Below are 24,548 nucleotides of genomic sequence, written 5' to 3' on the forward strand. Positions count from 1 at the left end.
GCCGGCGGCTCTGCGTTTCACGGCCAACAAGGCCGTTCAGCATCGCCGTATTGAACAGGCCAATATTACGCTGGCATTCAACGGGATAGGTCGTATGGAGGCCGATATTATTCCTCTACGGCTGTTCAGTGAAATCCTCGGCGGGGGCATGGCGTCGCGCCTGTTTCAGGAGGCGCGGGAGGCGCGGGGGCTGGCCTACAGTATCGATTCCTTCACGACGCCATATCGCGACGGGGGAATTTTCGGCGTCTATGCCGGCTGTGCCGCCACTGATGTCGATCCACTTATCGAACTCATACAACAGGTTATTGTCGATCTTTCGTCAGCACCTTCAGTAGCGGAACTGGAACGGGCCAAGGCTCAGTTCATGACCTCGCTCTTTCTCAATCACGAAGGCGCGGCATCGCGGTCGGGAACGTTCGCCAGCCAGTTGTCGACCTTTGGGAAAGTGTTTACGCTCGATGAGGTGGCTGCGGACATAGACCGTGTCAGCCGGGATGATCTGGCGCGCGTCGGAGCGGGCATAACGACACAGAAAACCTGCGCGAGCGCGCTCCTCGGCCCTAAATCGATGGGCGCCGGCGCCGGTCTCATCGCAGCGTGACGATTTTCGTGTTTTAAGCGGTGGTCGGCAAAATCTTATCCACGTGTTAAGCCTGTCGAGGTTAATCGGTATATAAAGTTTCTGAGAGACCTATGTCGGATATCAATCTGTTCGGATGGAAAATGGGCGGGCCGGGCGGCCGAACCGGACATGAGGTGCTGGGGGCTGCGCGTGATCGCGTGCCCTCGCTCGATGATCCCCGCACTCAATCGGATGCCCTGCGCGCGGCGGATTCTCTGTTGTGGTCTTACGACTTGCCTCAGGGGCGTTTCGAGTTCCGCGGCGATACCCTGGCATTGGACCTCCCTCCGCTTAAGGGCAGCCTTGGTCTGGATGAGTTGGCGCCCGTGTTCGACAAAGGCGAAATCGATCGTCTCGACGTAGCTTTGCGTGCCCTGGAAGTCCATAGGGCGGCGGAAGTGCCGGGTGACGATCATGTGCAGTGTCTGTTACGCCTGAAAGACCGGCGCTTCCTGTATTTCAAGGGGCGCAAAGTCTCCCGCGCACTCGTGCTTGGTACGGTAACCGAATTGAGCCGCGACATGCGCCGCATCAAGCGCAGCGACGAAACCGGTTTCAGCCTGCACGACGTCAATATTGATCCGTTGACCGGCCTGTTTAATCGTCAGGGCTTCCTGAGCGCCGCCCATGCCCTCCTATTGGGGGAAGGGGATTACGATCTGGTTGTGGGCGACCTCAATCGCTTCCGCCGCCTGAATGAGGCCTTAGGCCACGAACGGGCGGATCTGGTGCTGGGCATCCTGGCTCAGCGTCTGCGTGATGCCTTTGGCGATGCGTCAGTACTGGCGCGGCTGGGCGAAGATGAATTTGCCGTCTTGACCTTGCGCGGTTTTCCGCGTGTGTCCGAACGCATGCGCAACGCGTTGGAACGCACGATTCTGGTGGCGGGCTTCGATATTCATCCGACCTTCTCGATGGGCGCAGTGTCGGTTGAAGGCGGAGATGCGGCTCTGGAAAGCGCGGAGCTGCTGCGGCGGGCCGAAATGGCTGTGGAGGCCGCCAAGTCGAAGGGCGTAGGGGGGGTCGCTTCGTATAAGCGCGACCTGGAAAGCGATGGGCTGACGCGTCTGGCGCTGGAAGCCGAATTGCGCAAGGCCTTCATCAGTGGCGAAATCCATGCCTGGTATCAGCCGATCGTCAATCTGGAAACCGGCGTTATAGCGGGCTTCGAAGCCCTGGCGCGGTGGGTGCATCCAAAGCGCGGGGTTATTCCACCAGATAATTTCCTGACCGTGACGCGCGACTTAGGGATGATGACCGACCTTGGGACGATTATCCTGAATGCCACGGTCAAGGCGCTGAGCCGCTGGCAGAAAGCCTATCGCCTGCCAGCCAACTTCTTTGTCAGCGTCAATTTGTCGGCGCCCGAAATTGAGCGTCCCCATCTGGTCGAAGATGTTTCACGTCTGATTCGCGATGCTGGTCTGGCGCCGAAATGTCTGAAGCTGGAAGTGACCGAAAGTGACGTCATGCGCGATCCCGTGGCGTCGGCACGCGTCCTGGAAGCCTTGCGCGACGCCGGCGCGGGCATTGCCCTAGATGATTTCGGCACCGGGTTTTCCTCCCTGAGCTACCTGGCCAGGCTGCCCTTCGATACCTTGAAGATTGACCGATCCTTCGTCAGTACCCTTAAAACCGAGGAATCGTCCGAAAAGATCGTTCGGGCCATTCTCACTCTGGGCCGCGATTTGGGGCTTGATGTGGTGGCGGAAGGGGTCGAGGACATGAGCCTGGCCGAACGCCTGCATGGTCTGGGCTGCGGGTTAGGGCAGGGCTACGGCTTTGCCAAGGCACTGAAGCTTAATGAAGCCGAAGCCTTCATGGTCGCATCGTTGGGATGCGAGGCGGACATGTCCGCGTAATGTGTCGGCCTCTGCGTTAGGCTGTCCCCGCAAGACCGGATAAATGGCCGGGTTCGATACCCATGCTGGCCAGGGCGCGTCCCCACAGATGTTCCGGATCGCCGCCGAAAATCAGCTCCTGAGTCGCGGGCGCGACCAGCCAGGCATTCTGGCTCAATTCGGATTCCAATTGACCGGGCCCCCAACCGGCATAGCCCAGCGCAATCAGGCTGCGCGCGGGACCGGCGCCGCCGGACAGATCTACCAGAATGTCGCGTGAGGCGGTCAGGCCCAGTCCCAGTTCTTCGCCATCGGGACGGCTGATGAAAGGGCCGCCGAGATCAAGCGTAATATCGCTGATCTGGTAATCCAGACTGTGCAACACAAAGCCGCGATCGTTTTGGACCGGGCCGCCGCGATAGATTTTTTGCGTCGCCAGCCGCCGGTTGCCGCTTTCGATCCCCAGTTCCTTCATCATCTTGCTGAAATTCAGCCCGCTGATCGGTTGATTAAGAATCAGGCCCATGGCGTGTTGTTCGTCATGCTGACACACGTAGATAACGCTATGCTCAAACGGCTCGCTCATGGCGGGCATGGCGATAAGAAGCTGGCCCTGATAGGAGACGTGGCCCGGCAGGGGGCCGTCTTCGGTCATCAGATCGCTCATTGTCTGCTCCTTCGTATCCAGCGGTATAGAGATATCATATTAACCCATATAGGTGCCCGTTGTCGCGATTGCAAAAAGGCACAAACCGGCGTAGCCATCCGCATCGCTTTTTGATGGCGTCGCGGTTAAGAGGCGCTTCTTCCTTACAGAAAGATACAACATGACCTTGAAAGCCGGAGACAAGATTCCCGAACTGACCCTGACCGTGGTCGATGAAGCCGGGCCGAAGGCGACCGCCTCCGCCGACTTTTTCGCAGGCAAGACGGTTGTGCTTTTCGCCGTGCCGGGAGCATTCACGCCGACCTGCTCGGCCCGCCACCTGCCGGGGTTTAAGGACCACGTCGCCGATTTCAAGGCCAAGGGCGTTGATACGGTCGCCTGTACCTCGGTGAACGACTACTTTGTCATGAAGGCGTGGGCCAAGGATCAGGGCATCGCCGACGAAGTGGTCATGCTGGCCGACGGCAACGGCGATTTCGCCACCGCTATGGGATTGACCCTCGACGCCTCGGGCTTCGGTATGGGGCCGCGGTCGCAGCGCTATGCAGCCGTTATCAAGGATGGTGTCATCGACAAGTTGTTTGTTGAGGACAAGGGCGAGTTCCGCGTGTCATCCGCCGAATACGTGCTTGAAAACCTGTAGAGCCAAGCAGGTTTCTATATGAAAACAGGCCTTCCGGACGTTCCGGAAGGCCTGTTTTTTTTTAGTGGTTGCGGTGGAGAGCGGCACTAGAATTCGTCGTCAGACAAAGCCATTAAGGCCTCGGCGCCGCCCTTCATCTTGGCCAGATGTGCATCGGCATCGGGCAGTATGCGTTCCAGGAAGACGCGGCCCACCTTGAGTTTGGTGGCATAGAACGGATCGTCCGAGCCGGCGTCGATTTCAGCCTGAGCCGCCTTGGCCATCATCGCCCACATATAGGCGGTGCAGGTCAGACCGAAGAGGTGGAGGTAATCGAGCGAGCCGGCAGCGGCGTTGTCAGGGTTACCCATGCCATTCTGCATCAGCCACATCGTGCCCTCGAACAGCTTGGCCTTCGTTGCTTTCAGCCCTTGGATATAGGCCGGGACTTTGGAGCCCGCTTCTTCCGCTGCGATATAGGCATCGATTTCGCCCATGAAGCTTTGCAGAGCGCGTCCGCCCTTTGACGGCAGCTTGCGTCCGACGAGGTCGAGCGCCTGCACGCCATTCGTGCCTTCGTAGATGAGCGTGATACGGACGTCGCGCATATATTGCGAGGCCGGGAAATGCTCAGTGAAGCCGGAACCACCATGTACCTGCATGGCATCTTGCGTGACCTTCAGCCCCTTTTCAGTCAGGTACGCCTTAATAACCGGCGTGAGCAGGCCCATATAGTCATTTGCTTTTTCACGGCTTTGTTCGTCTTCGGCCACATGAGACAGGTCGGCCTGCAAGGCGACCCAGGTCAGGAAGGCGCGGCCGCCTTCGATCAGGGCGCGGCTTTCCAGAAGCATTCGGCGCACGTCCGGATGGACCAGGATGCTGTCGGCAGGCTTGTCCGGCGATTTGGGGCCGGTCAGGGCGCGGCCCTGGAGGCGGTCCTTGGCGAATTGGTTGGCGGCGACCAGGGAGGCGTGGCCGATGGCCAGGCCCTGAAGGCCGACGCCGAAACGGGCATTATTCATCATGTAGAACATGATCTTCAGGCCTTCGTTTTCCTGACCGAGCAGGAAACCCTTGGCCTCGTCATACATCATGACGCAGGTCGAATTGCCGTGGATGCCCATCTTGTGCTCAAGACCGGCACATTCCAGGCTGTTGCGCTCGCCCGGATTGCCGTCGGCGTCGGGCAGGAATTTCGGGACGAGAAAGAGAGAGATGCCCTTGACGCCGGCGGGGGCGCCTTCGAGGCGCGCCAGAACCAGGTGGCAGATATTGCTCGTGAAATCGTGCTCGCCGGCCGAGATCCAGATTTTCTGGCCGCTGATCCGGTAGCTGCCGTCGCCGGCCGGGACAGCCTTGGTGCGCAGAAGACCCAGGTCGGTGCCGCAATGGGGCTCGGTCAGGTTCATCGTGCCCGACCATTCACCGGAAATCAGCTTGGGCAGATACAGGTCCTTTTGCGCCTGCGTCCCACCGGCGGTGAGTGCGGAAATGGCGCCTTCGGTCAGGCCGGGATACATGCCGAACGCCGACGACGCGCCGGATAGCATTTCAGAAAAGGCCGTATTGACGAAATGCGGCAAACCCTGGCCGCCATATTGCGGATCGCCAGACAGGGCGGTCCAACCGGCTTCGGTCAGGGCGTGATAGGCCTCTTTATATCCCTTCGGTGCGGTGACGGTCTTGTCCGGGTTGAGAACGCACCCTTCCTTGTCGCCACTGATATTGATGGGGTGGACAACCTCTTCGGTAAACTTGGCGGCCTCTTCCAGGATGGCTGCTACGGTCGCTGTGTCCGCATCCGCGAAACCTTTCAGATGGCTGTACTGATCGGTCTTGAAGACGGTCTCGAAAAGAAAACGATAATCACGGACGGGGGCGACATAGGCCATTTTTATTATCCCTGTTTAGAAGATAGATGGTAGACGTTGTTTATTGGGCGTTTTCGGCTTCCAGCTGGTCGATTTGGTCTTCCAGCCAAACGCAACCGTCGCTCATATCCTTGATCGCCGCTTCGATGTCTTCGCGCTGGCGTTTCAAGGTTTCGATCTGTCCGCGATATTTGCCCAGCGTGGCGCGCATCTGGGCGACACCGTGATCCTTGGGCGTGTAAAGATCGAGGATTTCGTGAATTTCAATCAGAGAGAAGCCCAGCCGTTTACCGCGCAGGATCAGCTGAAGGCGGGCGCGATCGCGTGGGCTGTACAGTCGCGTCTGGCCCTTGCGCTCCGGCGATATCAGTCCTTTGTCCTCGTAAAAACGAAGAGCACGGGCCGTGACGTCGAACTCCTTGGAGAGTTGGCGGATTGAATAGGTGCGGTCTTTAACAGGCGTTTCCATGGGCATTTCTTGGCTCGGGGCGAGTGTGGCAGAATCTTACATTTACGTCAACGTAAAGTTATGTAGTTTCATAGCTGTCGTCAAGCGAAAATGTTTCCGTAAGGGGAACTCTGGCCGGCGGCGCGCTGCCTCTGGTTGACTTGGTTCGGTGCGCGTGTAGTCATTGCCGGAACTGAGACAGAACAGGGAATTGCAGATTATGTTGCGCAACCGCTTGATGATCTCTTCGGCGGTATTCGCGCTTATGGGGCTTGGTAGTTGCGCGACCCCGATCGCAACGGCCCCGGCGCCGACCCTGGATGCCGCCACGCTGGCCGCCAGTATGTGCGGCAAGCCTGCGGGAGATGCAGGCGGCAAGGCGATGCCGCTGATCGCCGGGCTGGCGCCGGTGCATTACGAAATTTCCTCTACCGTTCCCAAGGTCCAGTCCTATTTCGATCAGGGATTGGCCCTGCTGTACGGTTTTGAATATGAGGCGGCCTATGACAGCTTCAAAACCGCACGCGGGCTCGATCCAGACTGCGCCATGTGCGCCTGGGGCATGGCGATGGCGTTGGGGCCCAATATCAACAACGGTGACATGAGCGACAAGGATGCCGCCGAGGCGAGGGGGCTTGTCACCAAAGCCCTGGCGTCACCCGGCCTTACTGACCGCGATCATGTCTTGCTTGAAGCGCTTGCGGTGCGTTACGCGCCAAACCCGCCAAAGGAGGCGGGGCATGTCTTCGCGCAGAAATATGCCGATGCCCTGATCGCTGCCTCTGAACGCTGGCCGGCCGATGATTTCATCGCTATTCTGGCGGCCGAAGCGGCAATGGACGTCAATCCGTGGGATTATTGGGAAGCGGGCGGCCATGCCGCCCGGCCTTGGGGCGGAAAGGCTATGGCCTTGGTCGAAACTGTGCTCAAGCGCAATCCGGATCATCCCGAAGCGATCCACCTCTATATCCACCTGACGGAAAATTCTGACAATCCGCGCCGGGCGGAAGCCTATGCCGATCGTCTAGGGGCTTTGGCGCCGAACTCGCCGCATCTCATTCATATGCCAAGCCACACCTATTATCCGCTCGGACGGTTCGCCGACTCCATACGCGTCAACGAGCAGGCAATTGCGGTCGATGAAGGCATGGCGCGCGATCTGGGGGCGGATCCGGCGTGGTACGGGTACTACTTCCATCATTCGCGCTTCATTATGTCGGCTGCCCAGCAGGTCGGCGACCGCGCTACGGCGTTGCGAGTGGCCGCCGAGATGGAGCGCGGCGTGTCGCTCGACAAGGCGCTCAAATCGGAATGGAGTGAAAGCACCCTAGCCCTGACGCTCCAGGCGCGCGGGCAGTTCCAAAGCCCGGCCGAAATCCTGGCCCTGCCTGCGCCTGACAAGCGATTGAAAATCGTCACGGTGGCGTGGCATGCGGTTCGCGCCGAAGCCTATGCCCGATCGGGAAACCTGGACGCCGCCCGTCGTGAACTGGCAGCGACGGCAAAGGCGCGCAAGGCTGTAAAATCGAAGGACTGGCAGAATTTCGCGCAGCGCGTCGACGAAATGGCACAGGGGCGGGTAGCCCTGGCGGCGGGCGACACCTCAGATGCGGCCGGGCATTTCCGCACGGCGGCCCAACACGACGGCGAGTTCGACTATTCGGAGCCGCCGTTGTGGGATCAACCGGCTGAAACGGCTTTGGGCCGGGCGTTGCTGGCGGGCGGAGATGTCGCCGGGGCAAAGGGAGCCTTTGATCGCGCGCTGACGGTCCGGCCAGGCAACGCCTATGCCTTGTGGGGCAGGGCACAGGCCGAAGCCAAGTTAGGCGATGCTGGCGCAAGTCAGGCCAGTTTGTCGGCATTCGACAAGATATGGCTGGGCGATAAGGGCGCTATCGGCCTCGATCGCCTGTAGAGTGGCGGGTGATTTCAGACTTTGGCCGGCGATTGATAAAATCAATTACCCCTTCGTGGCCCTGGCAATTCGTGGCTATGGCAATTGACCTTCGGGCGCATGGGACGTAAAGCCAACCTCTCTCAAAAAGAAAGGCTTTATCCTCATCATGTCGTCTCTTGCCACCCTCGCATACGCCGGCCGTGCTTGGCCGTTTGAACAGGCCCGTGCTCTGATTGCGCGCCTGCTCAAATCGCGCATCGCTGGGCATGAGGATCAGAAACGGGCCTTGAGCCTGATCGAAGCCGGCAAGACCGATGAGGCGCTGACGCAGTTCGAAGGTCTGGGCCGCGCTGTCATCTTCGAAACCGGATACGGTCCGTCGGGCCTGCCGCATATCGGCACGTTCGGTGAAGTCGCACGCACAACCATGGTTCGCCAGGCCTTTGAGGCCATGACGGGCGGCGTATGGCCTACGCGCTTGATCTGTTTTTCCGATGATATGGATGGTCTGCGCAAGGTGCCGGACGGCATTCCGAATGCCGACATCCTGCGCGAAGACCTGTACAAGCCCCTGACCGTCGTGCGCGATCCGTTCGGCGAATACCCGTCGTTTGGGGAACACAATAACGCCCGTCTCAAGGCCTTCCTCGACAGCTTCGGCTTTGAATACGAGTTCCTGTCCTCGACCGACTGCTACAAGGGCGGCGTTTTCGACACGACGCTTTTGACCGCTTTGGAACGGTTTGACAAGATTCAGGGCGTCATGCTGCCCACCTTGGGGCCGGATCGTCGCGCCACCTATTCGCCGTTCCTGCCGATTTCGCCGAAGACCGGTTTCGTGCTCCAGGTGCCGACCCTCGAACGCAATGTCGCCAAGGGCACGATCGTGTTCGAGGAAGACGGCGAACGGTTCGAGGTTCCCGTCACCGGCGGTCACGTCAAGATGCAGTGGAAGCCGGACTGGGCCATGCGCTGGGCCGCGCTGGGCGTCGATTATGAAATGGCGGGCAAGGATTTGATCGATTCCGTCAAGGTATCGTCCCAGGTCTGCAAGATCCTTGGCGGTACGCCGCCGGAAGGCTTCAACTACGAACTGTTCCTCGATGAAGCGGGCCAGAAGATTTCCAAGTCGAAGGGGAATGGCCTGACCATGGAAGACTGGTTGCGGTATGGCGCGCCAGAATCCCTGGCCTATTACATGTTCCAGTCGCCGAAATCGGCGAAGAAGCTGTATTTCGACGTCATTCCGCGGGCAACGGATGAGTTCTTCCAGCAACTGGACGCGTTTCCGAAGCAGGAAGAGGCCAAGCAGATCGAAAACCCGGTCTGGTTCGTATTGCGCGGCGACACCGCGATCAAATCGCCGCCGGTCACCTTTGGTCTGATGCTCAACCTTGTTTCGGCAGCTAATGCATCGGACAAGGAAACGATGTGGGGCTTCCTGCGGGCCTATATTCCGGGGGCATCGCCCGAAAGCGAGCCGGTTCTGGATCGCCTGGCCGGTTATGCGCTGAACTATTTCGAAGACTTCGTGAAGCCGTCGAAAACCTTCCGTCTGCCCGACGACATGGAAAGAGCGGCCATGCAGGATTTAGTGGCGCGGTTCCGGGAATTGCCGGCTGAAACGCGCGATGCCGAGCTATTGCAAAACCTGGTCTTCGAAGTCGGAAAGGTGCATGAATTCGAGCCTTTGCGCGCGTGGTTTCAGGCCTTGTATGAAGTTCTGCTGGGGCAATCCCAAGGGCCGCGTTTCGGGTCTTTCGTGGCTATCTTCGGTCTGGAGCGGACGATTGCATTGCTTGAGGACGGGATAAACGGCCGGTTGGCTGGCGCTTAAAGTTATGGGGTGTGGGGTCTGTGACCCCACATCTGTCTTCCACCTAAAAAATCCTCGTCTTGCGACGGGGATTTTTTAGGTGGATAAGGGAAGTCTTGGGGCCACAGGCCCCAAACCCCATACGTTATGAGGCCACTATGCTGCGTTATGCCGTCGTCCTCAGTGCCCTGCTTAGCGTACCCGCCATCGCTGCGACCCCGCGCCCGATACCGGCACCACTGGCCATCGATGCCCGTATCGCCGAGGCGATGACGGCGACCCACGCCAAGGGTCTGGCCATCGCGATCGTCGATGATGGCAAGGTCGCCTATGTTAAATCCTATGGTGTGCGTAATGCCGCCGACGATCCCTTGCAAACCGACACGGTCATGTACGGCGCCTCGCTGACCAAGACCGTTTTTGCCTACACGGTTATGCAACTGGTTGATCAGGGCAAGCTGAAGCTCGATACGCCGATTGCCGACGATCTCGACAAGCCGCTGGTGGAATACGATACCGAAGCCATTCATCCAAAAAAATACGGGCCATACAAAGACCTGGCGTCGGACTCGCGCTGGAAGGTAATCACACCGCGCCATGTCATGACCCATTCCACAGGCTTCGCCAATTTCTGGTGGCTGGAGCCTGACGAAAAGCTGCGCATCCATTTCGATCCTGGTTCGCGTTATGCCTATTCGGGTGAAGGCCAAATCCTGCTGCAATTCGCTATCGACAACGGCAAGACGTCGCAGGGCTTGGGTGTCGATCTCGGCAAGCTAACGCAGGAGCAGGTCTTCACTCCATTGGGCATGACGCGCACCTCACTGATGTGGCGCGCCGATTTCCGTCCAAACCTGGCAGACGGCTTCAATGACAAGGGAGAGGTCGGCGAACACGATGAGCGCAGTAAGGTCCGCGCCGCCGGATCGATGGACACCACCATCTCTGACCTGTCGAAATTCGCGGCGGCCCTCGTGTCCGGCCAAGGGTTGTCACCGGCATCGCGCGCCGAAATGGTCCGGCCGCAACTGAAAATCACCACCGCCCATCAATTTCCGTCCTTTGCGCCGGAACTGCCGGTGGCGCAGCAACGCAAAGACCTTTACGCGGGCTTAGGTGTCATCGTCTTTGACGGACCGCAAGGGCATGGCTTCCTGAAGGGCGGGCATGATGGTCAGACCGCCAACACGCTCATCTGTATCGAAGCGCATAGGCGCTGCGTCCTCATCCTGTCGAACGACGTCCGTTCCGAAGCCGCCTTTGCCGACATAGTCCAGTTTATCCTCGGCGATACCGGCGTGCCCTATGACTGGGAGTATGGCGACCAGGCCGGGAAATCGTAAGCCGGGTGTCTTAGGCCAGAAGGAAGTGCGCCTGCAAGGTGGCGATAGGGTGGGCGATCTGGTCCTGCCAGGCCGTGACCTCGACATTGGCCACCGTCCGCCCAACGCGATTGACAATGGCGCGGGCATAGGTCTCTTCCGCCCGGCCTGACCTGAGATATTGCACGGTCACGTCGATCGGTTTGGGCGCCTGCTCGAAATTTTTATGAAGAGCCAGTTGCGCCATGGCGGTGATTTCCATGAAGGCGCCGATAACGCCACCATGCAGGGCCGGAATCATCGGATTGCCGATCAGATGTGGCGCGAACGGCAAATGCGCCGTCAGTTCATCGCCGGCCAGTTCCAGCCGTACACCGAGGAAAGCGGCGAACGGGACGCCTTTCAAAAGGGCGGTCGTGTCCCGCTTGGCCTGCGTCGTCGGCAGGGCGGCGGCCAGTTTATCAATCATGTTTTTGCCTGTGCAGGGCTGGAAATGACGAAGGCCGCCTGCGCTGCGGCGACGGGATCGTCGGCGCTGACCTCATAGGCGAAGGCGCGGACGAAGCCGATCGTTCGCGTCAGTTTGTAGCACTTGGCCGTTACCTTCAGCTCCTGGTCCGGTACGGCGGCACGCATGTAGTCGATGCGCAGGTCTAGTGTCGCCACTGGCTTGAATTCATTGACCTTATCCCACACGGCCATCCCACAGCAATTGTCGAGCAAGGCCGTCACGACGCCTGAGGCAATGACGCGTGTGTCCGGATCGCCGATCAGGTCTTCGCGCCATGGCAAGGCCATGGTGATCCCGTCGGGCGATGTCCCAACATAATAGGCGCCAATAGCCTTCATGTAGGGTGTATTGTCGATAATGGTTCCGAACATGTCGGAAAAGGGCGGCTGGGTCATGACGTGATGATTGTCCAGCTTTACCTTCACGTCAAAGGAAACCTGTTTTGCGCCGCGTCAAAAACACTTGCAAATCGCGTCAAAGGCGCGTTTTAGATGACTGATCCCGTTTATTCAGAAAGTTTCGTCTCATGTCCGCGTCTTTGGATCATGTTCCCGCTTCGAAATCTGCGCTGGTTCTGTTTTCCGGCGGCCAGGATTCCAGTGTCTGCCTGGCCTGGGCGCTGACGCACTTTGATCGGGTCGAAACCGTGGGCTTCGACTATGGTCAGCGCCATTCCATCGAAATGACGACGCGCACCCAGGTCCTGGCCCGGTTCCGCGAGGTCTTCCCGTTGGCGGCGACGCGTCTGGGCGAAGACCATGTCTGCGATCTGCGTGGCTTTGGCGCCGTCGCCGAATCGTCCCTGACGCGCGAAACCGAAATTGTCATGACCGAACGTGGCCTGCCGTCATCCTTTGTGCCCGGCCGCAATCTCGTCTTTTTCGTTTATGCGGCGGCCGTGGCCGACCGGCGCGGTCTGGACCATCTGGTCGGGGGGATGTGCGAAACCGATTTTTCAGGCTATCCCGATTGCCGCAACGAAACCCTGCGCGCCATGCAGACTGTGCTGCAACTGGGTATTGAGCGGCCTTATGAAATCCATACGCCCCTGATGTGGATCGACAAGGCGCAGACATGGGCGTTGTCGATGGAATTGGGCGGCCAGCCCCTGGTCGATCTGATCCTTGAGGAGACGACGACCTGCTACAATGGTGTGCGGGCAGAGCGCCACCCCTGGGGATATGGGTGCGGCGATTGCCCGGCCTGTCAGTTGCGCAAGACCGGATTCGAGCATTTTATTGAGACGCGGCAGCACGCCGACAACTGATGTACAGCTTCAAGGAAATTTTTCTTACCCTGCAAGGCGAGGGCGGACAGGCCGGTCGCGTCAACGTCTTCGCGCGTTTCGCCGGTTGCAATCTGTGGAGCGGGCGCGAGCAGGATCGCGCCACGGCGGCTTGTACCTTCTGCGACACCGACTTTGTCGGCACCGATGGCGAAAATGGCGGCAAGTTTGCCGCGCCTGCCGATGTGGTGTCCGCCCTGGACAGGGTGTGGGGTGAGGGGCGGTCGCAAGATAAGGCGGTGGTTTTCACCGGTGGCGAGCCTTTGTTGCAACTGGACGCGGCGTTGATCACAGCGGTCAAGGACGCTGGCTATTTCATCGCCGTGGAAACCAACGGAACGCTCCATGCCCCGGACGGCATAGATTGGGTCTGTGTCAGCCCGAAGGCTGACAATCGCCTGCACCAGACACGCGGTCAGGAACTCAAACTGGTCTGGCCTCAGGCCGGGGTCGATCCGGCAGAATTCGCTGGCCTAAATTTCGAGCGTTTCTATTTGCAGCCCAAGGACGACCCCAACCAGGCGGCCAACACTCAGGCCGTAATCAACTACTGCCTGGCGCACCCGCAGTGGCGCATGAGCGTGCAGACGCACAAATTGGTCGGGCTGAAATAAATAGGGCAGGCCTTTCGGGGCCCGCCCATTTTTTAAGGGCTCTACGCCGCGTCGAGCAAGACGACTTCCGCGTCTTCCAGCGCCAGTATATCCAGCGCGGCTTCGTCCTTGATCGCCGCGCCATCGCGCTCATTCAGTTCCACGCCGTTAACGCTGACCTTGCCTTTGGCGACGACCAGGTAAAGATGGCGCGTCGTGGCCGGTTCGGTGGCCAGCGGGGTGTAGCTTTCCGACTGGTCCTTCAATAGAGTGGCGCCCAACAACCGCGCAGGCGTACGTATTTTGAGGACGTCGCCGTCCGCATCGAATCCTGAGGCCAGTGTGACAAACTTGCCGGAACGGTCGCCCTTGGGGAACGGCTTGGCGCCCCAGGACGGCGCTTCGCCGCGCGAGCTGGGCATTACCCAGATCTGAAAAATCTTGGTCGTTTCATTTTCCAGATTGTATTCCGAGTGCCGGATGCCGCTGCCCGCCGACATGACCTGAACGTCGCCGGCCTCCGTGCGGCCCTTATTACCCAGCGAATCCTGGTGGGTAATGGCGCCTTCGCGGACATAGGTGATGATTTCCATATTGTCGTGCGGGTGGGGCGGAAAGCCCGTTTGGGCCTGTATTTCATCGTCATTCCAAACCCGGATCGAGCCCCAGCCCATCTTGGCGGGATCGTAATAGGAGGCGAACGAAAAATGATGCTTGGCCTTGAGCCAGCCGTGATTGGCGCCACCCAAGGAATGGAAAGGTCTTTTGTCAATCATTGGAAAGTCTCCCTCGATATTGTGAGACCTATATAAGTGTAACTTACACTATTACAAATATGCCTATTTGCAGACCGTTTCTTTGTCCGGAACAAAACGTAAGTTGGTCAAAATCATGGGGCCGATCGGGTGAGGCCAAGTCTCGAATACACCTCTACCCGCTCGTACCGGACAGGTCGATGTGTGAAATTCAGTGTACCCGGATTTTCCAGGGTGCACCACATACATTGTGTCTTCGAATTTAATCGCGCGCGTCAATGTGCTGTCCGAGGACAACATCATTCCGGTTTTATGTTCGCTGGCCTCACCATAAGACAGTATGATGCTATTAGCAGGAAGGGCAGACATATCCACGTTGCCATCCTTTGTCGGCAATGGAGGGAGGTTGGCATCGAGCGGATTGTCGGAAAGCTTGCCGTTGATGTCGACGCGGGCCGGCATCTGAGGTGCGAAGGCCATTATAAATTCAGGCTTCCCGAGCGTGCCGTTGTCAATATTGAATTTAAAGGCCAGTGTTTCTCCGGGGAATATCAATATCGCCCCGTCTTCCAGGACATAGGGTGATCGGCTAACCGGAATACCGATGTAGGTGTGCGCCTTATCATCGGTGCTGAGCATGACTTCGAAGCCCCCTTGTCGACAGGCGGTAAGGGCGCAGGTCGCATCAATATCTCTAGGTTTCTCATCCGCTCGTGCAACGTTTGGAACTGTAATGGCTACTGCGATAGCCAGAATTGCGCGTGTTAATTGTGGCGCTTTCACGAGTGGTATGGTTTCCCCTAAAACATGGACACGGCCAATTATCTATCCACCTACCCGATGCGGACCGCCGCCGGTCTGGCCGCGATGGCGCAGGAAGGCGTCGAGCAGGACGCAGGACATCATGGCTTCGGCGACGGGAACGGCGCGGATGCCGACGCACGGATCGTGGCGGCCCTTGGTCAGCAGTTCCACCTCCGCACCTTTGACATCGATGCTTTCGCGCGTCGTCAGAATGGAGGAGGTGGGTTTCAGCGCCATGCGCGCAATGATCGTCTGGCCGGTGGATATGCCGCCCAATATGCCGCCGGCATGGTTTGATTTGAAGACAGGGCCATCCGGTCCCATGCGCATCTCATCGGCGTTTTCTTCGCCGGACAGCTCTGCGGCACCGAAGCCTTCGCCGATTTCCACACCCTTGACGGCATTGATCGACATGAGGGCCATGGCGAGTTCGGAATCGAGTTTGCCGTAAATCGGTGCCCCCCAACCGGCGGGAATGCCATCGGCCTGTACTTCGACCACCGCACCGATGGAGGACCCTGCCTTGCGGATTCCGTCGAGATAGCTTTCCCACAAGGTTACGGACGCCGGGTCGGGGCAGAAGAAGGCGTTGTTGCCGACTTCCTCCCAATCCCAATTGCCGCGTGCGGCCTTGTGCGCGCCCAGTTGCGACAGGGCGCCGCGTACCTTGACCTCTTCACCGATCAGAACCTTGAGCACCTTTAGCGCCACGGCGCCAGCCGCGACCCGGGCGGCAGTCTCCCGCGCCGACGAACGACCGCCGCCGCGGTAATCGCGCACGCCATATTTGGCGAAGTAGGTGTAGTCGGCATGACCTGGCCGGAATTGTTTGGCGATATCGCCGTAGTCCTTGGAGCGCTGGTCGGTATTTTCGATCAGTATCGAGATCGGCGTCCCGGTGGTGACGCCTTCGAATACACCGGACAGAATCTTGGCTTCATCGGCTTCGCGGCGTTGGGTTACGAAACGCGATCCGCCGGGCTTACGGCGATCCATGGCCCATTGAATATCGTCTTCCGACAGGGCAATCCCCGGCGGGCACCCGTCGATCACGCAGCCAAGCGCCGGCCCATGGCTTTCACCCCAGGTGGTGACACGAAACAGGTGGCCGAAACTATTGTGAGACATGACGAAACCCAAATCTAAATCTGGTCTGGGGAGTAGCCCAGATTACCTCATGGTGCAATTTCATATTGTCGTGGATCAGGGCGCGGTGAAGTGGACATCGACCGGTGCATTGCGGTCGATACTGAGCTGACCATCTTTGAATAGCAGTTCACCGACCTGAATAACGGTGCGTTGAGTGTAGAACGGATCGGTTTGCGCCTCGGGTTCATTGCCCTGGTGGACGAAGTAAAAGAGATAGGCGTGATCACCGGTGACAACGATATCGGGGTGTTGCCCCTTGCCTCTATCCGTGGGTTGGGTTCCTGGCGTTTCCAGTAATCGCGCGTCCTGAAGCGTCCATGTCTGAGCGTCGCTGGAGCGCAATACGATCAAACCTTTCCAGGCGTCGGCAATCATCCAGTAATAGCCGCGGAAGCGAAAGACCTTCGGTCCTTCGGCAGCCATGTCCACGACCGGCGTGTCCTGACGCGTCCAATGGATCATGTCCGGGCTGTCGGCGGCAAACAGGCGGCTTCCCTTGCGTTCGTCCTTGAACCACAGGCGATATCCGTCATTGCGCTTAATCACGCTGGCGTCGATGACGCGATCCGAACCGAGATCGAGGACATCGCTGCAACTCCAGCTTTTGAGGTCTTTGCTGATGAGGTGGACAATCCGCCGGTCGCCCTGCCAAGTCTTGAAGATGCCGGGCACAACGGTCAACCACATATGGTAGGTCCCATCCTCTTCGTAGAGTTCAGGCGCCCATAGGGTGGCGCCGGTGCAGGCAGCGGGGATATCCGCAACGCCCGAATAGGTCCAGGACTGACCGTCATTTGAAGTCGCCACACCTATGGAAGTGCCATGCACCCAGGAGACATCCTTTGGGTCGTCGTGGGTCAAGGTGGCGCGGCGGTTGGTGTAGAACATCATCCAGGTCCGGGCGTGGCGATCATAGACAATCGATGCATCCGCCGCACCGTCATGGACCGGGTCGCGATACAGGGGCTTTGGGGCGACACCGGCACTGACGGGCAGGGCGGCTACCAGCGCGCCCAGCAAGGCAACAAGCAGGGCGCTAATCAGGGCGGCGATCGTCTTCGGGCCTCTCATCTGGACGCTCCTATTTGTCGGACAACCGTCCTTGTTTAGTTAGGATGACGCGAAGGCGCAAATTTTTTAGTGTGCAAATCGGCAGAGTGGGGATCATATATCGCCCAACTGGTTGCACGCGAAAGTATCCCCTATGAAGTGGCTCGGCAAAATTCCGTTCTGGCTGAAAACTCTGGTTGCTTTTGCGGCCGGGGTCGGGGTGGCTTTGTATTGGGGTAAGGATGCCTTGCCGGTGTTGACGCCTATTGGTGACACCTTTATTCGCGCCATCAAGATGTTGGTGGCGCCCCTGGTCTTCTTCACGATCGCGGCGTCTATTGCGCGTCTGGGGCACGGTGAAGACGGGGCGGGAGGCAAGGCGTTCAAGCTCGGGGCGCAGACCATAATCTGGTTCATGCTGACCTCGACCATTGCCGTCTCTTTAGGCCTAGCCATCGGCATCTATTTCCAGCCCGGTGCAGGTCTGGCCGGTTTGCCCTTGACGGTCGAAGCGCACGATCCAATTCCCGGCCCCGTCGATGTCATCACCGGCATCGTGCCGTCGAACATTTTCAAGAGCTTCGCCGATGGCAAGGTCCTGAGCATTGTCTTCTTTGCGATCTTGGTCGGCGCCGCTCTGGGTGCTTTAGGCCAGAAAACCAAAGCCTTGAGCGATATTGTTGAGCAAGGGTCTCAGGTGATGTTCAAGCTGACGCGCTGGATCATCCAATTGACGCCTATCGGCGTGTTTGGCCTGATCGGATCGGTGGTGGCCAGTTACGGCCTAGACGCGCTGATGCCGCTCATTCCCTATATAGGCCTGATCTATCTCGGATGCCTGACCCTCATCTTTGTCGTTTATCCGATCCTGCTTAAGCTGCATGGCCTGCGCGTTGCCGGATTTTATAAGGGCATTTTCACCGCCCAGCAGACGGCCTTCTTCACCTGTTCGTCCATTGGCACCTTGCCGGTGTCTTTGGCGGTGGCGACGGAAAACCTCAAGCTGCCGAAATCCTACGCCGGCTTTGCCCTGCCTCTTGGGGCCAACATGAAAATGGATGGCTGTGGAGCCATTTATCCGGCCATTTCGTCCGTATTCATCGCCAACTACTTCCATGTCGTCCTGACGCCACAGCATTACCTGCTGATCGCGCTGGCATCGATCCTCGGTTCGCTGGCTACGGCTGGCGTACCCGGCGTGGCGACGGTCATGCTGACGGTGACACTGTCGACGGCCGGCCTGCCCCTGGAAGGATTGGCCATTCTGGCGGCTATCGACCGCATTCTGGACATGATGCGCACAGCCACCAATGTTACCAGCCAGATTCTGGTGCCGACCCTTGTGGCGCGTGAAAACGGTATGATCGAGAAAGACTCGCCTCTGCTGACCAAGCCGCCGGCGCCTGTATCGGCCGCGGAAATTTAAAGCGGAAGATTTCGCAGGGCGCGGCGCTGTACGCCATTGACATCAAAATTGGCCGGGTTGAGCCAGGCTTCCAGCCGCTTGCGCACCTGCGGCCACTCTTCGACAATGACCGAATACCAGGTGGTGTCGCGACGGTCGCCGCGCGCGACCTGGGCGTTGCGGAATACACCTTCGAACGTGAAGCCCAGGCGCAGCGCAGCCAGGTTCGACGGCATGTTGAGTTGGTTGCACTTCCATTCATAGCGACGATAGCCGTGTTCAAAGGCGTGCCGCATCATCAGATACATGGCCTCCGTTGCCACGGTCGACCGGCGTAGAGCGGGGGAAAAGGTCACACCGCCCACTTCGACGCTGCCATGGGGCAGATCATAGCGCATGAAGCTGGCGTGGCCAACGGGCTGTTCAGCGTCCAGAATAACGAATGTGTGGAAGTCCTTGTTTTCTTGATAGCTTCTTATGATATCATTGACGGCGGATGCGCTGTCGAAGGGGCCGTAAGGCAGATAGCTCCACATGCCGCCGTCGTCACGAGCATAGGCCTCATAAAGCCCGTTGGCATACATCTCGCTGTACGGTGTCAGACGGCATGTCCGGCCGACAAGATCTACGTCGGGAAGGCGCTGACATCCGGTCCATTCGGGCAAGGCCTTGCCAACCGGATTGCCGTAGGCGTCTTCGCGAACGCCAAGTGAAGGGCTTAGGGTATCGAAGGTCAGCGGCATGTGGCTCTCCCGTTATCGTACGGAGCGCATGCCATATTGGCCTCGAAGACTGAAATCCCGTTTTGTAAAATTTTATGACGCCCAGCGCTGGCGAAATTCACCCAGAACCTGAGTAACCGGGCGCACGCTTTCGGTGCGGGCTTCCAGACGGATATAGAGATTTCCGGCGGCGGCGGTGTCGGTCGCCGGCAAGCCGCGGCCTCTCACGCACAGGCTGGCGCCTTCGGGAACGTTGCAATCGATGCGAAGGGTTTGCTGGCCGTGCGGCGTCTCTACGATGGCCCTGCCACCATAGGTCAGAAGGTGGCGGTCAACAGCCGCCGTCATCCATATATCGTCCCCGCAGACGCGGCCGGCATCGTCATTTTCAATATTGATGCGGAAGAACATGTCGTCACTTGGCCCGCCCTTGACGGCCAACCGAATTTTCTCGCCGTCACGCAATCCTTTGGGGAGATAGATTTGCAACATTTTGGTCTGAGTCAGCGATGTCAGAGCCTCGCCGGCGCGGGACATTTCGAATGCGGGAACCTCCATCACCGCGTAGCCGCCGTGAATCGCCTGTTGCAGATTGATGGATAAAGGCAACATACCGTCATGTACCGCGTTAGTGTTTTGAAATTCCCTCAGTGAGGCGGCAACTTCTACAGGTTTTCTGTCATCCGACATCAACAGATCGCGGGCCAGAATGAGGCGGCGCAGACGGGCGTCCGTGCCACCGGTAAGATCGGGATGGGCCTGTTTGAGGCGTTGGCGGAACGCGATGCGGATATCCTCTCCGTGTGCGTGGGGTGGCAATCCCAGGACATCGAGCGCTTCACTGCGGTCATTGCTGCCAAATGAGTGACTTTTTAACGCCGGCATCTTGAGTTTCTGGCCCCCGAAGTCCATTCTGAAATTAGGCGTCGGGCTAGTTTCTGAACCCGTCCAATTAAAATTAATGCCTGATTATCCTTTTCAAAGTCTTAAAGCCGACATGACCGATTCGCTAATTCCGCACAGCCCGACCGCCGATGAATATGCCGAGGCGCATGCCGCCCATGAGGCCGAGATCGACGTGGCGGAGCCTTTCACCCTTTTCGGTCAATGGTTGAAGGACGCGGGGGCGAAGGAGCCGAATGACCCCAATGCCATGGCCGTTGCCACGGTGGATGCGGACGGATTGCCCGACGTGCGCATGGTGTTGCTTAAGGACTTCGATGAGCTCGGATTTGTGTTTTATACCAATACCTTGAGCGCCAAGGGCCAACAACTGACTTCAAATCAAAAGGCCGCCCTGCTTTTTCACTGGAAGTCCCTCCGACGCCAGGTCCGGATACGGGGCGAGGTGACGCGGGTATCGGACGTGGACGCCGACGCGTATTTTCAGAGCCGGGCGCGCCAAAGTCAGATTGGGGCCTGGGCATCGGATCAATCGCGCCCCATGGAAGACCGCTTCGCCCTGGAAAAGCGTGTCGCTGAATATGCTTTGAAGTTTGGTTTGGGCAAGATCGAGCGGCCGCCGCACTGGACGGGGTTCCGCATCTCGCCGCTCAGTATGGAATTCTGGCGGGATAAGCCGTTCCGGCTGCATGACCGGATGCAGTTTCATCGTGATACGACCTCAGGGAATTGGGAAAAGACAAAACTCTATCCCTAATCACCAATTGGCCGGATCTGTCCGGTAGTAGGGCCGGATATCGATCACGCGCATACCGGCACGCGTGGCCGATTCCACGCCTTCGTCACTATCTTCATAGGTTTGAATAAAGCGCGGCGCTACGCCCAACCTGTCGGCGGCGATTAGGTAGAGATCGGGCGCCGGTTTTCCCACGCCGGCGTCCTCGATCGTTACGACCGTATCGAGGCGGTCCAGCACGCCCACGGTGGTTAAGGTTGCCTCGACGATATCACGTTGGCCACCCGAAGCCACACCCAGTTTAAGCCGTCCGTACTGGCTTCGCAGGATGTCATGTGTGTATGGAATAGGCCGGATCGCCGCCAGGTGTTTGTTGAACACCGCTGCGGTACGGCGTGCCACGTCGGCATCGTCGAACCTAATCCCTTGGGCGTCGCTAAGGGCCTGAAGCAGCTGATAGCGAGACAGGCCTAACCGGGCGAGATAGAATTCCGCCTCGAAACTGGCCTTGTAATCCGCAAGCACCTCCCTGAACGCGCGATAATGCGCCCCAAAGGTATCGGCGAGTGTGCCGTCGCAATCGAAGATAATCGCCTGGACATCTGCGTCCAGTGGGGGAATGCCAAGTACGGGAAGGGAGGTCATGTCGCCGATGTGACGATCAAACCGGCCGCGGTCAAGGTCAAGCTGGTTGCAAAGATAACAAAAAAGCCTTACCCGAAACCCATCCAATGTTGCGTCCGGAATTCGCCCGTGTCCCTGAGTCAGGTTCTCCATCATCTCAAAGACGGCGCTGACGAGGTTATCGAAACCTCCTGCGCCACCGTCGTGCTCAAAGGCACCAAGGCCTATAAGATCAAGAAAAGCGTCGATTACGGTTTCCTTGACTTCACGTCAGCGGAAAAGCGCCGCGCAGCCTTGTTACGGGAGTTGCGCTATAACCAGCGTATGGCGGCGGACATCTACCTGGGCGTGGAAGATATTGCTGGCGAAAGCGTTCTGGTGATGCGCCGCTTCGATACGGCCGGTGTCCTGGGTGAGCAGAGTGCGCGGCAAAGTGACTGGGCCCCAAATCTGGACACCATGCATGACCTGGGACAATTGGTGGCGCGTTTCCATGCCGGTTCGGAAATCTGTCTCGATCCCCAACACCAAAATAACATCAAATATGTTATCGATTCCAACCGCGCCAACATTGCGGTCTTTCGAGATGAACTGGGCGCCGAAGCGGTCGACGCCTATGATGCCGCAATCAACGCCGCCTACGATGACGTGGCCAGTCACGTGCTCGCGCGCTTCGATGCAGGCTTCGTACGCCACTGTCATGGTGACCTGCATCTGGGCAATATTCTGATCGAGCATGGAAAGCCGATTTTGTTCGATTGCATCGAGTTCAACGAGCGCCTGAGCCAGATCGATGTCCTCTATGATCTGGCTTTCCTGCTGATGGATTTGTGCGTCCGTGGGCACGATGTGGCCGCCAACCGCGTTTTGAATGTCTGGCTTGAACAGGCCGCCCGTTTAGAAGACGACGTCAACGCGGTATATGCCGGATTGAAACTGCTCCCCATCTACATGTCGGTAAGGGCCGGTGTGCGTTGTCACGTCAATGCCAACTATGTCGGCGAAGGGGCCTATGCGATGGATAAAGCACGTATGTACCTCCAGGCCGCGCATCGGTTTCTTGATATGAAGCTGCCCTCTCTGGCCGCTATCGGTGGATTGTCCGGCTCGGGTAAGAGTACCCGTGCGCGCGCTGAGGCGCCTCATGCAGGCCGTGCACCGGGGGCGGTTATCCTGCGCAGCGATGAAATCCGCAAACGCCTTTGGGCCTGTCCGGAATATGAGACGCTGCCGAAGGAAGCTTATGCGCCCGACGAAAGCGCACGGGTGTATGAGCACATGTTGGATTTGGCGCGCATCGGTCTGGAAACGGGGCAGTCTGTCATTTTGGACGCGACCTTCCGTGAAGCCGATTGGCGGGATCGCTGTGCGGCTCTGGCCGTCTCGAGCGGGCTTGGTTTCGACGGTCTTTGGCTTGATCTGCCCGCCGATATGCGTGCGGAGCGGGTCGCGGCCCGCACAAAGGACGTGTCAGACGCGACCGCGGACATAGCGATAAGCCAGCAAGCCATTGACGTGTCGGCGATTTCATGGCGCGTCGAGGTGGTTTAAACGTCTTGAATTCCGGCCAGCTTTAGGGTTAATTGAGATCGCCAGGGAGCATTTCGGATCGTTTGTTTAAGGCTGTCGATTGAAGATTCTCCAAGCGGAAAATATCTTTTCGCGTTTTGAAGGTAAATCCGTGACCGATGGCCGTTTTGGGCTAAACTGTGTCACTTGCAACTAGAACAAAGTAACCCCTGAAAGCCCAGTGCCGGATTCACATTCTCCAGACTCGCCTATGACCGCCCGCAAGCCTGGGAAAAAAGGGCTGGCATTCGCGCACCTGTCTTTCATGGTGTCGGTGGTTACCTTTCTGTTCCTGCTTGGCACAATGATGCTGACGCACCTGGAATATATAAGTACAGACCTGGGCTTCGGCACTCTTACCCTCGGGATCGGTCCACGCATGGTCATGGCGGCCTTGGCGGTTGCCGGTATTTCATTGCTTATTTCTCTTTTCATGTGCCCACGCCGTTGCGCCCCCTGGGCCTTGGCCTCTGTCGTGCTATCCGGCGCTATGCTCGGGGGGTATGCCTGGTATCATAAGGAACTCAAAGACAACCCGCCGATTGCCGATGTCGCGACGAACTGGGATCGCCCGCTCAGTTTTTCAGACAAATTTATGAGCCTTCGGGGCGACAATGCCTTGCCCGTAGAAGACCTGCCTCGTGTGCCGAAAAACGAGTCTATTCAGTGGGGAGGGAAGACGCTGGCGGCGATTAATGAAGAAACCTGTCCCGCTGCGAAAACGCTTCAGGATCGCATTGTGTCTGAGGACCAGATACCCGCGATCGTCAAGGCGCTGAAGGCAAAACACTATGTCGTATTTGGCACGTCGCCCTGGCGCATCGAAGCCACTTATCAGGACAATTTCTACGGTTTCAAATCGGACATTGTCATTCGTATAGATCCCAGAAGTGTGGATGTGCGATCCATCAGCCGGATAAAGATGCCGGATTTGGGCGCCAATTGCCGACGCGTTACCGAGGTGCTGAATATTATCAAGGCGCTTCCGATGCCTGCCGTCAATTCGGCTCCGCAAAACGATTGACGGCGTAAGATTTGCTCAGCCCGTTGCCATTATTGGAAACGGGAAATGGTTGCGCGCATACTTCTTTATATTTCAAGACGTTCGCAGCGTATTGCGGTCGCTATTCTGTGTATCACTTTGATGCAGCTTGTGACGGCTGTTCATTCGCAGCGCGAGCCCAGCGCGTGGCCGAAGCTTGCAAGCAGCGGTGTGCATATACAGCTGAGACATTAGAACGGTCGCATTCGGCGCAGTGCGATTTGTGTCACTTTCGTCGCGTTTAAAACCATAAGGTGTGTATCGGGTGTGTATCCTAATTGCGAATCC

Annotated in this window: 24 protein-coding genes; 12 read left to right on the forward strand and 12 right to left on the reverse strand. The window is 58.3% G+C overall.

The genetic code is table 11. The annotated features are described in order from the left end of the window. Together AEAC466_RS34090 and AEAC466_RS34095 are read left to right on the forward strand one after the other, a co-directional pair. The coding region (locus AEAC466_RS34090) for a M16 family metallopeptidase (protein WP_023458331.1) at positions 1-604 on the forward strand (604 nt) is incomplete at its 5' end. Between the two features lie 92 nt (positions 605-696). Next, positions 697-2,487 (forward strand): putative bifunctional diguanylate cyclase/phosphodiesterase, encoded by a 1,791-nt coding sequence (locus tag AEAC466_RS34095; RefSeq protein WP_023458332.1) that lies wholly within the window; start codon positions 697-699, stop codon positions 2,485-2,487. A gap of 16 nt (positions 2,488-2,503) precedes the next feature. On the opposite strand, the gene AEAC466_RS34100 is transcribed toward AEAC466_RS34095, so the two are convergent. After that, positions 2,504-3,133: a YqgE/AlgH family protein gene (locus AEAC466_RS34100; RefSeq protein ID WP_023458333.1), complete on the reverse strand. Its 630-nt coding sequence runs from the start codon at positions 3,131-3,133 to the stop codon at positions 2,504-2,506. 160 nt (positions 3,134-3,293) lie between these two features. Here AEAC466_RS34100 and AEAC466_RS34105 point away from each other — a divergent pair, with 160 nt between their 5' ends. Then, on the forward strand, positions 3,294-3,776 hold the full coding sequence (locus AEAC466_RS34105; protein WP_023458334.1) for a peroxiredoxin: 483 nt from the start codon (positions 3,294-3,296) through the stop codon (positions 3,774-3,776). 86 nt (positions 3,777-3,862) lie between these two features. Here AEAC466_RS34105 and AEAC466_RS34110 read toward each other — a convergent pair whose 3' ends face one another. Both AEAC466_RS34110 and AEAC466_RS34115 read right to left on the reverse strand, forming a co-directional pair. Then, complete coding sequence (locus tag AEAC466_RS34110; protein WP_023458335.1) at positions 3,863-5,650, reverse strand: acyl-CoA dehydrogenase C-terminal domain-containing protein; 1,788 nt, start codon at positions 5,648-5,650, stop codon at positions 3,863-3,865. A 40-nt stretch (positions 5,651-5,690) separates the two neighbouring features. Then, positions 5,691-6,098: a MerR family transcriptional regulator gene (locus AEAC466_RS34115; RefSeq protein ID WP_023458336.1), complete on the reverse strand. Its 408-nt coding sequence runs from the start codon at positions 6,096-6,098 to the stop codon at positions 5,691-5,693. 199 nt (positions 6,099-6,297) lie between these two features. On the opposite strand from AEAC466_RS34115, the gene AEAC466_RS34120 reads away from it, so the two are divergent. The 3 genes from AEAC466_RS34120 (at position 6,298) to AEAC466_RS34130 (ending at position 11,133) form a co-directional block, all read left to right on the forward strand. Continuing rightward, positions 6,298-7,992, forward strand: a complete 1,695-nt coding sequence (locus AEAC466_RS34120; RefSeq protein ID WP_023458337.1) for a hypothetical protein — start codon at positions 6,298-6,300, stop codon at positions 7,990-7,992. 148 nt (positions 7,993-8,140) lie between these two features. Further along, entirely contained in the window at positions 8,141-9,811 is a 1,671-nt protein-coding gene (locus AEAC466_RS34125) for a lysine--tRNA ligase (protein WP_023458338.1), read from the forward strand. 137 nt (positions 9,812-9,948) lie between these two features. Continuing rightward, on the forward strand, positions 9,949-11,133 hold the full coding sequence (locus tag AEAC466_RS34130; RefSeq protein ID WP_023458339.1) for a serine hydrolase domain-containing protein: 1,185 nt from the start codon (positions 9,949-9,951) through the stop codon (positions 11,131-11,133). A 10-nt stretch (positions 11,134-11,143) separates the two neighbouring features. On the opposite strand, the gene AEAC466_RS34135 is transcribed toward AEAC466_RS34130, so the two are convergent. Together AEAC466_RS34135 and AEAC466_RS34140 are read right to left on the reverse strand one after the other, a co-directional pair. After that, complete coding sequence (locus AEAC466_RS34135; protein ID WP_023458340.1) at positions 11,144-11,581, reverse strand: PaaI family thioesterase; 438 nt, start codon at positions 11,579-11,581, stop codon at positions 11,144-11,146. After that, positions 11,578-12,018: a PaaI family thioesterase gene (locus tag AEAC466_RS34140; protein ID WP_031238807.1), complete on the reverse strand. Its 441-nt coding sequence runs from the start codon at positions 12,016-12,018 to the stop codon at positions 11,578-11,580. The genes AEAC466_RS34135 and AEAC466_RS34140 overlap by 4 nt, the downstream gene beginning before the upstream one ends. A gap of 131 nt (positions 12,019-12,149) precedes the next feature. Between AEAC466_RS34140 and queC the strand changes: the two genes are divergently transcribed. Together queC and queE are read left to right on the forward strand one after the other, a co-directional pair. Next, entirely contained in the window at positions 12,150-12,890 is a 741-nt protein-coding gene (gene queC, locus AEAC466_RS34145; RefSeq protein WP_023458342.1) for a 7-cyano-7-deazaguanine synthase QueC, read from the forward strand. After that, the gene (gene queE, locus AEAC466_RS34150) at positions 12,887-13,522 is read left to right on the forward strand and encodes a 7-carboxy-7-deazaguanine synthase (RefSeq protein WP_031238808.1); all 636 of its coding nucleotides are present in this window, start codon (positions 12,887-12,889) and stop codon (positions 13,520-13,522) included. Before queC ends, queE begins: the two co-directional genes overlap by 4 nt. Positions 13,523-13,563: 41 nt before the next feature. On the opposite strand, the gene AEAC466_RS34155 is transcribed toward queE, so the two are convergent. The 4 genes from AEAC466_RS34155 to AEAC466_RS34170 all read right to left on the reverse strand — a co-directional run bounded on the left by AEAC466_RS34155 (position 13,564) and on the right by AEAC466_RS34170 (position 17,280). Continuing rightward, positions 13,564-14,277, reverse strand: coding sequence for a pirin family protein (locus tag AEAC466_RS34155; protein ID WP_023458344.1), 714 nt, complete (start codon positions 14,275-14,277; stop codon positions 13,564-13,566). Positions 14,278-14,340: 63 nt separating this feature from the next. Continuing rightward, positions 14,341-15,039, reverse strand: a complete 699-nt coding sequence (locus AEAC466_RS34160) for a hypothetical protein (RefSeq protein ID WP_162148949.1) — start codon at positions 15,037-15,039, stop codon at positions 14,341-14,343. A 42-nt stretch (positions 15,040-15,081) separates the two neighbouring features. Then, entirely contained in the window at positions 15,082-16,188 is a 1,107-nt protein-coding gene (gene aroC, locus AEAC466_RS34165; protein ID WP_031238810.1) for a chorismate synthase, read from the reverse strand. A gap of 75 nt (positions 16,189-16,263) precedes the next feature. Next, the gene (locus AEAC466_RS34170) at positions 16,264-17,280 is read right to left on the reverse strand and encodes a family 43 glycosylhydrolase (protein WP_023458347.1); all 1,017 of its coding nucleotides are present in this window, start codon (positions 17,278-17,280) and stop codon (positions 16,264-16,266) included. A gap of 133 nt (positions 17,281-17,413) precedes the next feature. Between AEAC466_RS34170 and AEAC466_RS34175 the strand changes: the two genes are divergently transcribed. Continuing rightward, a complete protein-coding gene (locus tag AEAC466_RS34175) occupies positions 17,414-18,685 on the forward strand; it encodes a dicarboxylate/amino acid:cation symporter (RefSeq protein ID WP_023458348.1) in 1,272 nt (423 codons plus the stop codon). On the opposite strand, the gene AEAC466_RS34180 is transcribed toward AEAC466_RS34175, so the two are convergent. Next, complete coding sequence (locus tag AEAC466_RS34180) at positions 18,682-19,407, reverse strand: GNAT family N-acetyltransferase (RefSeq protein WP_023458349.1); 726 nt, start codon at positions 19,405-19,407, stop codon at positions 18,682-18,684. The two genes, AEAC466_RS34175 and AEAC466_RS34180, sit on opposite strands and share 4 nt — an antisense overlap. A gap of 72 nt (positions 19,408-19,479) precedes the next feature. Then, a complete protein-coding gene (locus AEAC466_RS34185; protein ID WP_162148950.1) occupies positions 19,480-20,271 on the reverse strand; it encodes a DnaJ C-terminal domain-containing protein in 792 nt (263 codons plus the stop codon). A 76-nt stretch (positions 20,272-20,347) separates the two neighbouring features. Here AEAC466_RS34185 and pdxH point away from each other — a divergent pair, with 76 nt between their 5' ends. Beyond that, on the forward strand, positions 20,348-21,046 hold the full coding sequence (gene pdxH / locus AEAC466_RS34190; RefSeq protein ID WP_052025122.1) for a pyridoxamine 5'-phosphate oxidase: 699 nt from the start codon (positions 20,348-20,350) through the stop codon (positions 21,044-21,046). Here pdxH and AEAC466_RS34195 read toward each other — a convergent pair whose 3' ends face one another. Further along, positions 21,047-21,670: an HAD family hydrolase gene (locus tag AEAC466_RS34195; RefSeq protein WP_031238815.1), complete on the reverse strand. Its 624-nt coding sequence runs from the start codon at positions 21,668-21,670 to the stop codon at positions 21,047-21,049. A 108-nt stretch (positions 21,671-21,778) separates the two neighbouring features. On the opposite strand from AEAC466_RS34195, the gene AEAC466_RS34200 reads away from it, so the two are divergent. After that, positions 21,779-23,200, forward strand: a complete 1,422-nt coding sequence (locus AEAC466_RS34200; RefSeq protein ID WP_031238817.1) for a bifunctional aminoglycoside phosphotransferase/ATP-binding protein — start codon at positions 21,779-21,781, stop codon at positions 23,198-23,200. Between the two features lie 229 nt (positions 23,201-23,429). Continuing rightward, on the forward strand, positions 23,430-24,242 hold the full coding sequence (locus AEAC466_RS34205; RefSeq protein WP_023458354.1) for a DUF1499 domain-containing protein: 813 nt from the start codon (positions 23,430-23,432) through the stop codon (positions 24,240-24,242). The last annotated feature ends 306 nt before the right edge of the window (positions 24,243-24,548 follow it).

Source organism: Asticcacaulis sp. AC466 (assembly GCF_000495815.1).
In the GTDB taxonomy this organism is placed as follows: domain Bacteria; phylum Pseudomonadota; class Alphaproteobacteria; order Caulobacterales; family Caulobacteraceae; genus Asticcacaulis.

Excerpts from the sequence above, each read along its gene's own strand:
- AEAC466_RS34095 (WP_023458332.1), top strand. The coding sequence starts at position 697 with ATGTCGGATATCAATCTGTTCGGATGGAAAATGGGCGGGCCGGGCGGC.
- AEAC466_RS34100 (WP_023458333.1), bottom strand. The coding sequence starts at position 3,133 with ATGAGCGATCTGATGACCGAAGACGGCCCCCTGCCGGGCCACGTCTCC.
- AEAC466_RS34105 (WP_023458334.1), top strand. The coding sequence starts at position 3,294 with ATGACCTTGAAAGCCGGAGACAAGATTCCCGAACTGACCCTGACCGTG.
- AEAC466_RS34110 (WP_023458335.1), bottom strand. The coding sequence starts at position 5,650 with ATGGCCTATGTCGCCCCCGTCCGTGATTATCGTTTTCTTTTCGAGACC.
- AEAC466_RS34115 (WP_023458336.1), bottom strand. The coding sequence starts at position 6,098 with ATGGAAACGCCTGTTAAAGACCGCACCTATTCAATCCGCCAACTCTCC.
- AEAC466_RS34120 (WP_023458337.1), top strand. The coding sequence starts at position 6,298 with ATGTTGCGCAACCGCTTGATGATCTCTTCGGCGGTATTCGCGCTTATG.
- AEAC466_RS34125 (WP_023458338.1), top strand. The coding sequence starts at position 8,141 with ATGTCGTCTCTTGCCACCCTCGCATACGCCGGCCGTGCTTGGCCGTTT.
- AEAC466_RS34130 (WP_023458339.1), top strand. The coding sequence starts at position 9,949 with ATGCTGCGTTATGCCGTCGTCCTCAGTGCCCTGCTTAGCGTACCCGCC.
- AEAC466_RS34135 (WP_023458340.1), bottom strand. The coding sequence starts at position 11,581 with ATGATTGATAAACTGGCCGCCGCCCTGCCGACGACGCAGGCCAAGCGG.
- AEAC466_RS34140 (WP_031238807.1), bottom strand. The coding sequence starts at position 12,018 with ATGACCCAGCCGCCCTTTTCCGACATGTTCGGAACCATTATCGACAAT.
- queC (WP_023458342.1), top strand. The coding sequence starts at position 12,150 with ATGTCCGCGTCTTTGGATCATGTTCCCGCTTCGAAATCTGCGCTGGTT.
- AEAC466_RS34155 (WP_023458344.1), bottom strand. The coding sequence starts at position 14,277 with ATGATTGACAAAAGACCTTTCCATTCCTTGGGTGGCGCCAATCACGGC.
- aroC (WP_031238810.1), bottom strand. The coding sequence starts at position 16,188 with ATGTCTCACAATAGTTTCGGCCACCTGTTTCGTGTCACCACCTGGGGT.
- AEAC466_RS34170 (WP_023458347.1), bottom strand. The coding sequence starts at position 17,280 with ATGAGAGGCCCGAAGACGATCGCCGCCCTGATTAGCGCCCTGCTTGTT.
- AEAC466_RS34175 (WP_023458348.1), top strand. The coding sequence starts at position 17,414 with ATGAAGTGGCTCGGCAAAATTCCGTTCTGGCTGAAAACTCTGGTTGCT.
- AEAC466_RS34180 (WP_023458349.1), bottom strand. The coding sequence starts at position 19,407 with ATGCCGCTGACCTTCGATACCCTAAGCCCTTCACTTGGCGTTCGCGAA.
- AEAC466_RS34185 (WP_162148950.1), bottom strand. The coding sequence starts at position 20,271 with ATGCCGGCGTTAAAAAGTCACTCATTTGGCAGCAATGACCGCAGTGAA.
- pdxH (WP_052025122.1), top strand. The coding sequence starts at position 20,348 with ATGCCTGATTATCCTTTTCAAAGTCTTAAAGCCGACATGACCGATTCG.
- AEAC466_RS34195 (WP_031238815.1), bottom strand. The coding sequence starts at position 21,670 with ATGACCTCCCTTCCCGTACTTGGCATTCCCCCACTGGACGCAGATGTC.
- AEAC466_RS34205 (WP_023458354.1), top strand. The coding sequence starts at position 23,430 with ATGACCGCCCGCAAGCCTGGGAAAAAAGGGCTGGCATTCGCGCACCTG.